This is a genomic window from uncultured Polaribacter sp. (genome assembly GCF_947503855.1).
Lineage (GTDB): Bacteria > Bacteroidota > Bacteroidia > Flavobacteriales > Flavobacteriaceae > Polaribacter.
Genome location: NZ_CANNFF010000006.1, coordinates 134,183 through 147,644, shown reverse-complemented (window position 1 = coordinate 147,644; position 13,462 = coordinate 134,183). Strand labels below are relative to the sequence as shown.

The following is a 13,462-nucleotide window of genomic DNA, read 5'->3' as shown; positions in this document are numbered from 1 at the left end:
ATTGTTTATCTGTGTAATAGACAGGAACCTATTAATTTTATATAAATAAAAGCTAAATTTTTGAATTTAAGTGCTTTAATTAAATTTGTTACTGTTTTTAATTTACAGTTAAACAATTAAACGTTTTAACAATTACACCTATTTTAAGTAACAAAATTGTAAATTAGTCGTCTTACCTACATAACCGACTAAAACAATTTCTTTGGAAACTATCTTATCTCTTAAAAATCTTGACAAAAAATACGGCACTGTACATGCAGTGAACAAGCTTTCTTTTGATATTCAAAAAGGAAATGTTTACGGTATTTTAGGGCCAAATGGAAGCGGAAAATCTACCACTTTAGGTATCATCTTAAATGTTGTAAACAGAACTTCTGGCGAGTTTTCTTGGTTCGATGGAAAATTATCCACGCATGAAGCTTTAAAAAAAGTTGGGGCTATTATTGAGCGTCCTAACTTTTATCCTTACATGACTGCAGTACAAAATTTAAAACTAATTTGTACAATTAAAGGAATTTCTAACGATAAAATAAACGAAAAACTAAAAACAGTAAATCTTTTTGAAAGAAGAGACAGTAAGTTTAAAACCTACTCTTTAGGAATGAAACAACGTTTAGCAATTGCATCTGCATTATTAAACGACCCAGAAATCTTAATTTTAGATGAGCCAACAAATGGTTTAGACCCACAAGGAATTCATGAAATTAGACAAATAATTCAGAAAATTGCAAGCACAGGTACTACAATTTTGTTAGCCTCTCACCTATTGGATGAAGTAGAAAAAGTTTGTTCTCATGTAATAGTGATTAAAAAAGGTGTAAAATTATACAGCGGTAGAGTTGATGGTATGACAGCTTCTAATGGTTTGCTTGAGCTTAAAGTTGCCAATAATGATGCTGGACTTTTAGACGAGTTAGAAAAACATCCTGCTATTTTAAAAGTTACAAAAGAACACGAAACTATTATTGCAAGCCTTAAAGATGCAATTTCTGCAGAAGAAATAAACAGCTATTTATTTACTAAAGGTATTGTTTTGAGTCATTTGGTAAAACGAAAACCAAGTTTAGAACAACAATTTTTAGATTTAACTAAAAAGTAATCAACGATATCTAATTTCGATAATAATCGAAACCTATATTCTTTAAACACATCACAAAATGTTAAGATTATTAACCATAGAATTTCATAAATTAAAACACAATAGAGCCAGTAAAGTATTATCTATCATTTACTTTGGTTTATTAACCTGTATCGCATTCATAGCAGCCATTAAGTTTGATATTGGCCCTATAAAATTTCACTTAGCAGAAATTGGTATTTTTAACTTTCCATACATCTGGCACTTTAATACCTATGTAGCAGCTATTTTAAAGTTTTTTCTATTATTAGTGATTGTTTCTATGATGGCTAATGAATATAGTTATAAAACACTAAAACAAAATTTAATAGATGGGTTAAGCAAAAAAGAGTTTATACTTTCTAAATTTTACACAGTAATTATATTTGCTTTAGTATCTACATTATTTGTATTTGTAGTATCTCTTATTTTAGGTTTTGCGTATTCAGATTATGATGAATTTGCCATTATAATAACAGATTTACAATACCTTTTTGCTTTTTTTTTAAAACTAGTGGGTTTCTTTTCTATGGGCTTGTTTTTTGGAATTTTAGTTAAACGTTCTGCGTTTGCTGTAGGCGGAATGGTTGTTTGGTTTTTTATAGAAAGTATTTTTAAAGGATACCTATTCTGGTTTTTTAAAGCTTCAGAAAATACTACAGAAAAAGTAGATGGTATTATGCAGTTTTCACCTTTTGAAGCTATGGGCAATTTAATAAAAGAACCATTTTCTAGATTGGGTGCTGTTAAGTCTGTAGCCAATCAAATTGGAGAAACATTTACCAAAAGTTACGATGTAGAGTTTTCTAATATTGCTATCGTTTCAGCGTGGACATTCATCTTCATTTACCTATCATTTACACTGTTAAAAAAGAGAGATTTGTAGTACTTTTTAAATATATTTGAACTAAAGAATAGAAATACCGTCAGATGAAAAATATATTATCGCTATTTTTACTATTTATTTCATTAAATACATTTTCACAAAAAGAAGCTAATTTTTGGTATTTTGGTAATGGAGCTGCTTTAGATTTTAATTCTGGCAGTCCAGTTCCAGTTAATGGAAGTCAATTAAATACTTTAGAAGGCTGCTCTTCATTCTCTGATGCGAATGGTAATTTATTATTTTATGTAGGAGCACCAACATCTGATGGTAGAAATTTAACCATTTGGAATAAAAATAACACCCCCATGCCTAATGGTACTGGTTTAGAAGGAGATTCTTCAAGTTCACAATCTGCTTTAACTATACCAGCACCTGGAAAACCTAATATTTATTATTTATTTACGGTTGGTGCACAATCTAGTGAAAATGCTGGTTTTTGGTATTATACAATAGATATGTCTTTAAATGGTGGTTTAGGTGATGTTGTAGCTGGCCCTGTCGTTTTAGGAAATCTTTCTGATCATCCTAATTGGTCTGAAAAAGTAACAGCTGTAAAAGCAAAAGATTGCAGTACTTTTTGGGTTATCTCTGCACATGGTAACAATTTCTATGCATACAAAGTAGATAATAATGGTGTTAATTCGGGAGACCCAAAAGTAAGTACTATTATTGGCTATAATGCGACTAGCGATCCAAGAGGATATTTAAAAGTATCACCAGATGGCACAAAGTTAGCTTCTGGAAATATGAGTAATAGGGCTTATTTATTTAATTTTAACGATGAAACTGGAGAGGTTACAAATTTTAACAACACTAGTTTTGCAAATCAACTTAACATTTTTGAAGAAGTTTATGGTGTAGAGTTTTCTGCTTCTAGTAGAAGATTGTACTTATCTACTGGTTCTTTTACCGAATCTATTGAAAGCTTATATCAATTTGATTTAACAAAACCAACCTTAGCAGAAATTAATGCTAGCCGATACCTTGTTCACCAATATGTAAATACTAGAGGGGCTTTACAATTAGGTCCTGATGGAAAAATATACTGGACTTCTAATAATTCTAATTTTATAAGTGTTGTTAATAAACCAGACGAATTAGGGATAGCATGTGACTACTCTCATCAAACAGTTAGAGTTGGAAATGGAGCGATTACAGCTGGCCAGGGTTTACCTCCTTTTTTATCATCTTTATTACTTCCAATCGAAATAAAAGATGTTGATAAAGATATCGTTATCAATAACCAAGATTTAGAGTTTTGTATTGGAGAAAATAAGACACTTGCACCAGAGACAATCTCTGGTAACAATAGAACTTATGAATGGACTTTTGACAATGGCACAAACACATCTGTAGTTTCTAGCGATCAAAATTTAGTTTTAACTAATATTTCTCCAGCAAATGCAGGTAAATATACTTTAGTTTTAGAACTTACCGATGATTGTGGAAATATTACAAAATATGAAGCTACTTTTAATATAGGCGTGTTTGAAGCTGCAGTTGCTACGAAACCAAATGATATTCTTTTTTGTGACACAGATAATGATGGATTTAATACATTCGATTTAACCACAGAAAATAAAAACACGATTTTAGGCAGTTTAGACCCAGCAATTTTTGATGTATTATATTTTGATAATTTAGCTGATGCTAATTCAGGAGATAATCCTTTACCAGATTCTTTTACAAACCCAACTGCTTTTAGCTCGCAAATAGTTTATGCAAGAGTACAAAATACAAAAGCACCAAATGCTTGTTTTAATATTACTACATTTAAACTTGCAGTAACTGGGTTTCCAGAACCTATACAACCAACCCCTTACAGAATTTGTGATGACAATGCAAGTGCTGGTGGAGATACTGATGAAGTCATTAATAATTTTGTATTAAGCTCAAAGGATTCAGAAATATTAGGAACTTTAAATAATACACAATATACCATCACCTACCACACAACTCAATTAGGTGCAGAAACCAATGATGCTAGCACCATAATCAATAAGAATACCAACCATTCTGTAACTAACTCTCAAACCGTTTACATTAGAGTAGAAAACATAAACAACGCTGCTTGTTTTGATACTTCTAAAACATTAGAACTCATTGTAGATCCTTTGCCCGTAGTTTCATCAAATCCAATTTTTGACCACTGTGTTAGTGCCAATAACACCAATCCTACAATTAACTTAACTTCAGCACAACTCAGTATTTCTAATACCCCAAATGTAAGATTTCAGTTTTTTTCAGATGCTTTAGGTGCATCAGAAATTACAAACATTACCTCTTATCCTGTTCAACCGAATGCTACACAGTCTGTATTTGTTAAAGTCTTTACAAGCCAAAACTGTACCAGAGATATTGTTGAGTTAACCATAAATGTTGGCCAAACTCCAGACAATCCATACAATGTATTACAACCAGCAGAATGTGATGATTTTTTAGATGCGAATGGTGTAGATACTCCTGGTATGAATAGTGATACAGATGGTATAACCCATTTTTCTTTAGATGAAAATGCAGTAATATCAGGTATAAATCCGCCACCAAATACAGAAGTTACATTTTACGAAAACATTACAGACAGAGCAAACTCTTTAAATGAAATCGATATTACTAATTATAGAAATAATTTAAATAAAATAGAGATTACAAACGTTCCTGGTGGAATTCAATTTCCTATTTACTATAAAATATTAAGTACTATAAATAATAACTGTCAAGGTTTGGGGCAATTTAACCTTCAAGTTAACTCCACACCAACTGCAAACCCAGTTACAGATTTAGAATTATGTGATGATGTTACAGATGGTGATGCAGAAAACGGAATTAAACAAAACTTCGACTTAGAAGCTCAAACAGCTAGTATTTTAGGCTCTCAAAATCCTGCCGATTTTTCGGTAACCTACCACCTTTCTGCAGCTGAAGCAAATTCAGGTTCAAACCCGCAAACTTCTCCTTTTGCTAATACAGTTAGAGATATACAACCAATTTTTGTACGAGTAACCAACAATAATACTGGCTGTTTTACAGATCATACCAGTTTTAATCTAATTGTAAATCCTATTCCTGTGGCAAATTTTGTGGCAGATTTAGAAATCTGTGATGATAATTCTGATGGCTCTGCAAGAAATGGTTTTTCGCAAACTATCGATTTAACAAGTCAAACTGCAGGAATTTTAGGAACACAAGACCCTGCAAATCATACAGTTTCTTATCATAGAAATTTAACTGATGCTCAAAATGGAAACAATACTCTAAGTTCTCCTTATTCGAACTTAACACCTAATAGAGAAACCATTTTTGTTCGTGTTGTAAACACAACCACTTCTTGTGTAAATGGTATTTCTAATTTTGATGTTATTGTAAATCCAGAACCTACTTTTACACCTGTTTCTAACCTTTCTTATTGTGATGATGATTTGGATGGTGATGATACTAATGGAATCATTCAAAACATCGATTTAGATAGCCAAATTCCAGCTTTATTAGGTTCGCAAGATCCAGATGATTTTAATGTTACATTTCATGCAAATGATATAGATGCTGCTACTGGATTTGCACCAATTGCTTCTCCTTACACCAATTCAAATCCTACAGAAACTATTTTTGTTCGCATTCAAAATAAAAGAACTTTGTGTATAAATGATGATGCTCGTTTTCAATTAATTGTAAATCCTTTACCTGATTTTAGGGTAACTTCTCCTCAAATTTTTTGTTTGAATGATACATCCTTAACCATTGGGGTAGAAAATCCTGCAGAGGTTTACAATTATGAATGGAAAGATTCCACAGGAACAATTATTAGTTTTGCAGAAACTGCAGATGTTACAGTAGGTGGAAATTACACAGTTACTGCAACCACTACCAATGGTACCAATTGTACTAGATCAGAAACTATTGTTGTGAACGAATCCAATCCTGCAAATCTATTGCCTAGCTTTGTAACCATTGTAGATGAAGGAAATATTATTAGCAGTGATGCAAATTTATCCATCTCTATAGATATTATAAATAACGATTTAGGTCCTGGTGATTATCAATTTGCATTAAAAAATGATGATAAAAACACCACCACTCCATTTCAAAACGAACCTTTATTTGAAAACTTAGAAGGTGGTATTTACACCATTATTGTAAACGATAAAAATGGATGTGTACCAGATGCTACTTTGCAAGTTTCTGTTATTCAGTTTCCAAAATTCTTTACACCAAATGGCGATGGTAAAAATGATACTTGGGCAGTAAAAGGCGCTAACAAAACTTTTTATCCGAATGCAAGTATCAATATTTTTAATAGGTATGGTAAATTAGTCGCACAAATTCCTGTAGACTCCCAAGGTTGGAATGGTACTTACAATGGCAAATTACTAACCTCAGACGATTATTGGTATAACATCACCTTAATTCCTGCTGACAAAACTAAACCAACCATCAACAAAAAAGGAAATTTTTCTTTGGTTAGAAGATAAGAATAAAAACAGGAAAGTTTAGTCTAATTAGAAAATAAAAATACATTTACAATCCGTATTTTTACAGTATGCAATTCAAACTCGTTTCAGAATTTTCTCCGACAGGAGACCAACCAAAAGCTATTAAAGAACTTTCGCAAGCAATTAACAATGGCGAAAAATATCAAACTTTATTAGGTGTTACTGGTTCTGGTAAAACATTTACGGTTGCTAATGTTGTGCAAGAAGTTAAAAAACCTACCTTGGTTTTAGCGCATAATAAAACCTTAGCTGCACAATTATATTCTGAGTTTAAACAGTTTTTTCCAGATAATGCTGTAGAATATTTTGTTTCTTATTACGATTATTATCAACCAGAAGCATACATACCTGTTACAGGTACTTATATAGAAAAAGATTTATCTATTAATGAAGACATCGAAAGGTTGCGTTTAAGCACCACTTCTTCCCTACTTTCTGGTAGAAGAGATGTACTAGTTGTAGCCTCTGTTTCTTGCTTGTATGGTATTGGAAATCCTACAGAATTTAAAAGAAATATTATTCCTGTGGCTGTGGGCCAATTAATTTCTAGAACCAAATTTTTACATCAATTAGTGCAAAGTTTATACGCTAGAACCGAATATGAAGTAAAAAGCGGAACTTTTAAGGTAAAAGGTGATGTAGTCACTATTTATCCATCTTATGGTGATAATGGATATAAAATTCACTTTTTTGGTGATGAAATTGAGGAAATTGAATTGTTCGATTTAGAAAGCAATGCAGTTATAAATACTTTTGACGAGTTAAGTATTTACCCAGCAAACTTGTTTGTAACCTCTCCAGATGTTTTACAAAATGCCATTCATCAAATTCAAGAAGACATGATGAAACAGGTAGATTTTTTTAATGAAATAGGCAAACATTTAGAAGCTAAAAGAATTAAAGAACGTACAGAATTCGATTTAGAAATGATACGTGAATTGGGCTATTGTTCAGGAATCGAAAACTATTCTAGATATTTAGATGGCAGACAACCAGGTACAAGGCCTTTCTGTTTGTTAGATTATTTTCCAGATGATTATTTAATGGTGATAGATGAAAGTCACGTTACAGTTCCGCAAACACATGCCATGTATGGTGGAGATAGAAGTAGAAAAGAAAATTTGGTTGAATATGGTTTTCGTTTGCCAGCTGCCATGGATAATAGACCTTTAAAATTTGATGAATTTGAAGCCATTCAAAACCAAACTATTTTTGTTTCTGCAACTCCGGCTGATTACGAATTACAAAAAACAGAAGGTGTTTTTGTTGAACAAATTATTAGACCTACAGGTTTATTAGATCCACCAATAGAAGTAAGACCTAGTTTGAATCAAATTGACGATTTAATTGAAGAAATACAACAAAGAGTTGAAAAAGACGAACGCACATTGGTAACAACTTTAACCAAGAGAATGGCAGAAGAATTAACTAAATATTTAACACGAGTTGATATACGTTGTAGGTACATCCATTCTGATGTAGATACTTTAGAACGTGTAGAAATTATGCAAGATTTGCGCAAAGGTTTGTTTGATGTATTAATTGGGGTAAACTTATTAAGAGAAGGTTTAGATTTACCAGAAGTGTCTTTAGTCGCTATTTTAGATGCAGATAAAGAAGGTTTTTTAAGAAATACCAAATCTTTAACGCAAACAGTAGGTAGAGCCGCTAGAAATGTAAATGGTTTGGCAATTATGTATGCAGATAAAATAACAGAAAGCATGCAAAAAACCATAGATGAAACTGAACGTAGAAGAGAAAAGCAAATTGCTTACAACATCAAGAACAATATTACTCCTACCCAGATTAACAAAAAAATTGACAATACATTAACCAAAACTGCAGTGTCTAGCTATCATTATGACAACGCAAAACAGGTAGCTGCAGAACAAGATCTGCAATATTTACCTAAAGAAGAAATAGAAAAACGTATTAGAGACAAACGTAAAAAAATGGAAACAGCTGCCAAAGCTTTAGATTTTATTGCTGCTGCAAAATTACGTGATGAAATTACTGTTTTAAAAGAAAGTGTATAAAAAAGAAGTTTTAATCTTGTAAACAAACAGATAAATAAAAAGGCTGTATCTGATAAAGTGTGTAAGTTTCAAAAGAACGCTATTTAGCATTCTTTTTTTGTTTTAAATATGCAACAACTGCTTTTCGAATATCAAACGCTAATTCTGTTTCTTTTGGATGATATACAGAAAGTACTTCTTTGTTTTTATCTGATAAAAAAGGAATATCAAACCCTTTTAATAAATAGTCAGAAAAGGCAACTGTATAGGTTTTGTTTGGATTGATTTTTTCTCCCCCAACAAACCAATCTTTTTCTTGTAAAGTTACATTGTGTCTGTGTAAATATGCGCCTGTTCCTGCTGCTAATTGGCCATAATCTAAAACACGCTTTAACAATCTTCCTTTTATTGCCACTTTTACAATATCTCCTCCATAAGGCAATACTCTAAAAATATCAATAGGTGTTATATTGCCTCTCAATTGGTCATCAATTCTAATAGAACCTCCATTTACCAGAGCTGCATCTACTTGATCATCAAAGGCAAAAGACATGGCAGACGTTATAAGTTTTCCTAAATTGGTTTGTTGACTTCTTATAGGTGTATCTCTTCCGTCTAAAGGTGTTTTTGCACTAAATATTACTTCATCAGAGTTTGGAATAATTTCTTTAATTTTTGATATTAAGATCGTCTGCCACTTATCAACAATAGCAGCTACTTTTTGATCTTTTTTTACGGATGAATTAATTTCTTTTAATTCAGAAATTACTTTGGTTTTCTTTGTTTTTTTATTGTAAGAAATTTTATGAATATATGCCGTTTTTGCATTGGCATCTGCCTTTGTAATTAAGACATTTCCAATAGTATCTAAAGAGTTTATATGTTCATGACCTCCCATAATTAGTGGCAAATCTGGAATTAATTTCGCAATTCTTTTATCGTTGGCAATTTTAACGTGTGTCAAACCAAAAACAACATCTACAGAATCTTTAATGGCTGCATAAGAAGCTCTTGCTTTTACAAACATATTATCATATGCTACATAATCTTTTGGATTTGAAGGTAAAGTAACACTGATAAAGCCTATTTTTATTTTAGTTCCGTCTTTATCTGAGATTTCTTTTATAAAAGTCTCTTTTATAGCTTCTTTTTGACCATTTTTCTCTTTATAAAAAGGAATTGCTACTTTTTTCGTTTTTAATTTTACATTCGCAGAAATCCAAGGAAAATTACTTTCATTTAATCTTTGTTGCAACTCTTTTTGTGAAACATCAAACTCATGATTACCAAAGGCTACTAAATCAAAATTCATAGCATTCATTACCTCTACCATTTGTTTTCCCTTCACTCTTTTTCCATCAACCTTTATAGTTCCCAATAAAGAAGGATTTAAAAAATCGCCAGCCAAAAATAGCATTGTATTTGGATTTTCTTGTAACAATTCTTGATGTACAGTTTCTACTCTTGCCATTCCTCCAAATTCACCGCCTTGAATAGGTGCAATTTCATAAACATCGTTTATTTGTATAAATGTAAAATCTATTTTATGATCGTCCTTTCTGCAGGAAAAAAAGAAGATTAGAATTGTTAGTAAAAAAAATGTTTTAAACGTTTTCATAATTTATTTGCAATGGTATTTTAAACTAATATTTTTTGATTGTATTACGACATACTAAATAAAAATTTCTAACGCTTTATTGTAAGCACTTTCAAAACTCATAGGTTTTATATTAGTACCTGCTTTTTGCGTTGTAAAATAACTTAGTAGTTTTTCTGTTGGCATATTGCCTGTTAATTCGTCTTTTGCCATTGGGCAACCACCATAACCTTTAATAGCACCATCAAAACGATTACACCCAGATTTGTAAGCTGCATCAACTTTTTCGTGCCACTTGTCTGGTGTTGTATGTAAATGAGCACCAAATTCAATTTTAGGATAGTTAGGAATTAAATTAGAAAATAAATAGTTTATTATTTTTGGTGTAGAGCTACCAATGGTATCTGATAATGATAAAATCTTCACTCCCATTGTATAGAGTTTTTCTGTCCATTCTCCTACTATTTCCACATTCCATGGATCTCCATAAGGATTCCCAAAACCCATAGACAAATACGCAACAACTTGTTTGTTATTTTTTTCTGCTAAATTTAAAATCTTATCTAACGTTACAACAGATTCTGCTATGGTTTTATGCGTATTACGCATTTGAAAATTTTCTGATATAGAAAACGGATAGCCCAAATAATCAATTTCTTCAAATTGAACAGCATCATTGGCCCCTCTTATATTTGCTATTATTGCCAATAATTTACTACTAGTTTTAGAGAGGTCTAATTTTTCTAAAACAGCAGCGGTATCGCGCATTTGTGGAATTGCCTTTGGAGAAACAAAACTGCCAAAATCAATTGTATCAAACCCTACTTTTAAAAGCGAATTGATATACAACGCTTTTTTTTCTGTAGGTATAAAATGACTTTTGATGCCTTGCATAGCATCTCTTGGACATTCTATGATTTTGATTTTTTTCATTATCTCAAAGATATAGAAACTTATGATGTTTTAAAATTAATTAAATACTTATTAGTTTCTAATTCAAAAAGCTTAATTTGATAAAATGAAGTTTAAATATTTTTAACCAATATTTAATCTTCGGTTTCAATATCATTTGCATCAAAATCATCATTCTCGTCAAAAAACTCTTCGTCTTCTGCGTATTCTTCCATAGCATTTTCTAGTCGTTCGCTTATTTTTACTAAATAAATTGTATCTGCAGTTTTAACTTCTATAGCTTTAATAGTTTCTCCTTTTGCATTTTTAAAGGAAATAATATCTCCATAATCATAACCATCTGGATACTTGTTGATTAACATATCTAAAATATCTTTGGTTAGTTTTGCATATTCTACAATTACTCTTTTCATTTTTTATTTATTTGAATGTTATTTTAAACTATGTATTTTTAAAAATAAAAATATTATTTTATTAAAACTCTTAATTAGAAGTACTTGTTTGTGATCAAATTGATAAATTTTTTACATTTGTAGCAGATAAGCAAAAATTAGTGGAGCAACAATAGTTGCATCACTTTCTATGATAAATTTTGGTGTATCAATATCTAATTTTCCCCACGTTATTTTTTCGTTAGGTACTGCACCAGAATAGGAACCATAACTCGTTGTTGAATCTGAAATTTGACAAAAGTAACTCCAAAATGGCGTATCTGTTCTTTCCATATCTTGATACAACATAGGTACCACACAAATTGGAAAATCTCCAGCAATACCACCTCCTATTTGAAAGAATCCAATACCATTTTCTGAATTATTTGTATACCAATCTGCCAGAAAAGTCATGTATTCTATACCCGATTTCATAGTAGAAGCTTGCAATTCTCCCTTTAAAACATAAGATGCAAAAATATTTCCCATTGTAGAATCTTCCCAACCAGGACAAACAATAGGTATTTTTTTTTCTGCAGCTGCATACATCCAAGAGTTTTTAATATCTATCTCATAATATTGCTCTAAAACTCCAGAAAGCAATAATTTATACATGTATTCATGAGGTAAATAACGTTCACCATTTTTTTCTGCATCTTTCCAAATTTTTACAATATGCTTTTGTATTCTTCTAAATGCTTCTTCTTCAGGTATACAGGTGTCTGTAACTCTATTCAATCCTTTTTCTAATAAATCCCACTCATCTTGAGGTGTTAAGTCTCTATAATTAGGTACTCTTTTGTAGTGAGAATGTGCTACCAAATTCATGATATCTTCTTCTAAATTGGCACCAGTACAAGAAATAATTTGCACTTTATCTTTGCGAATCATTTCTGCAAAAATTTGACCTAATTCTGCAGTACTCATTGCACCCGCTAAAGAAACCAGCATTTTAGAACCTTGGTTAAGTTGATCTTCATAGCCTTTTGCTGCATCTACTAAAGAAGCTGCATTAAAGTGTAGAAAATACTTTTCTATAAATTCTGAAATTGGTTTTTTGTTAGTATTCATCTTCGTTGTTTTTAAATTTTGATAGTTTACTAAATGGACTATCATTAGTGCTTTCTTCTCCTATATCATAAGTATCATCATTAGAAGAAAACTTATAACTTAACATTTTATAATACATTTTAGCCGCTAAAAAGTCTGATGATTTCTCTTTTTCGTTTGGACATAGCTCTACCATATCAAAACCAACCACATTTTTTTGTTCGAAAACTTGTTTTAAAAAATTTAAAGTTTCGTAATAAAATAAACCTCCTGGTTCTGGTGTGCCTGTGCTTGGAAATATTGATGAATCTAAAGCATCTAAATCAAACGTAATAAAAACATTGCTTGTTAGTTGATCAATTACATCTTCCATCCAATCTTCATTTACGGCCATATCATGTGCAAAAAACACTTTTTCTGGATTCATTTCTCTTTTTTCTGAAATATCCATACTTCTAATACCAACTTGTACTAAATTGGTTGTTGAATTTGCTTCGTAAACGGCACAAGCGTGGTTGTATTTAGTACCTTCGTACTCTTTTCTTAAATCTGCATGTGCATCTATATGCAGCACTGTTAAGTTGTTAAAACACTCGTTAAATGCTCTAATTGCACCAATAGAAATGGAATGTTCGCCTCCAAAAAGAGTTACAAATTTGTTTCTGTTAATAAACTTTTTTGTGGTTTCATGCACAGCTTCTACCATTGCTTCTGGAGATGCATTTTCTAAAATTGGGTCTACTAAAAAAATACCTTCTTTATAAACTTCAGAGTCGGTTTCTATATCATATAATTCCATATTTGCTGATGCATCTAAAAAAGCTTGTGGTCCTTTATCTGCTCCTTTTTGCCATGTACTTGTACCATCATAAGGCACAGGTATTAATACAATTTTTGATGTTGCTAAATTTCCATGTTCTTGTGGAATTCCTGCATATGTTTTTATTGTTTGCATTTTATTTTT

Annotated in this window: 9 protein-coding genes; 4 read left to right on the top strand and 5 right to left on the bottom strand. The window is 31.3% G+C overall.

Translation table 11 applies throughout. The features are described from left to right. Positions 1-202 precede the first annotated feature (202 nt). The 4 genes from Q0662_RS06765 (at position 203) to uvrB (ending at position 8,529) form a co-directional block, all read left to right on the top strand. Positions 203-1,099: an ABC transporter ATP-binding protein gene (locus Q0662_RS06765; protein ID WP_298948210.1), complete on the top strand. Its 897-nt coding sequence runs from the start codon at positions 203-205 to the stop codon at positions 1,097-1,099. Positions 1,100-1,157: 58 nt separating this feature from the next. Next, positions 1,158-2,003 carry an ABC transporter permease subunit gene (locus Q0662_RS06760; RefSeq protein WP_298948209.1) on the top strand — a complete coding sequence of 282 codons (846 nt, stop codon included), beginning with the start codon at positions 1,158-1,160 and terminating at the stop codon, positions 2,001-2,003. Between the two features lie 44 nt (positions 2,004-2,047). Next, positions 2,048-6,472, top strand: a complete 4,425-nt coding sequence (locus Q0662_RS06755; RefSeq protein ID WP_298948208.1) for a T9SS type B sorting domain-containing protein — start codon at positions 2,048-2,050, stop codon at positions 6,470-6,472. A 68-nt stretch (positions 6,473-6,540) separates the two neighbouring features. Continuing rightward, positions 6,541-8,529: an excinuclease ABC subunit UvrB gene (gene uvrB, locus Q0662_RS06750; RefSeq protein ID WP_298948207.1), complete on the top strand. Its 1,989-nt coding sequence runs from the start codon at positions 6,541-6,543 to the stop codon at positions 8,527-8,529. Positions 8,530-8,608: 79 nt separating this feature from the next. On the opposite strand, the gene Q0662_RS06745 is transcribed toward uvrB, so the two are convergent. The 5 genes from Q0662_RS06745 to speB all read right to left on the bottom strand — a co-directional run bounded on the left by Q0662_RS06745 (position 8,609) and on the right by speB (position 13,453). Next, positions 8,609-10,126, bottom strand: a complete 1,518-nt coding sequence (locus Q0662_RS06745; RefSeq protein WP_298948206.1) for a bifunctional metallophosphatase/5'-nucleotidase — start codon at positions 10,124-10,126, stop codon at positions 8,609-8,611. Positions 10,127-10,180: 54 nt separating this feature from the next. Continuing rightward, complete coding sequence (locus Q0662_RS06740) at positions 10,181-11,038, bottom strand: hydroxymethylglutaryl-CoA lyase (protein WP_298948205.1); 858 nt, start codon at positions 11,036-11,038, stop codon at positions 10,181-10,183. 113 nt (positions 11,039-11,151) lie between these two features. Continuing rightward, positions 11,152-11,430 carry a hypothetical protein gene (locus Q0662_RS06735; protein ID WP_298948204.1) on the bottom strand — a complete coding sequence of 93 codons (279 nt, stop codon included), beginning with the start codon at positions 11,428-11,430 and terminating at the stop codon, positions 11,152-11,154. A 111-nt stretch (positions 11,431-11,541) separates the two neighbouring features. Beyond that, the gene (locus Q0662_RS06730; protein WP_298948202.1) at positions 11,542-12,519 is read right to left on the bottom strand and encodes a deoxyhypusine synthase family protein; all 978 of its coding nucleotides are present in this window, start codon (positions 12,517-12,519) and stop codon (positions 11,542-11,544) included. After that, on the bottom strand, positions 12,509-13,453 hold the full coding sequence (speB, locus tag Q0662_RS06725; RefSeq protein ID WP_298948201.1) for an agmatinase: 945 nt from the start codon (positions 13,451-13,453) through the stop codon (positions 12,509-12,511). Before speB ends, Q0662_RS06730 begins: the two co-directional genes overlap by 11 nt. Between the last annotated feature and the right edge of the window lie 9 nt (positions 13,454-13,462).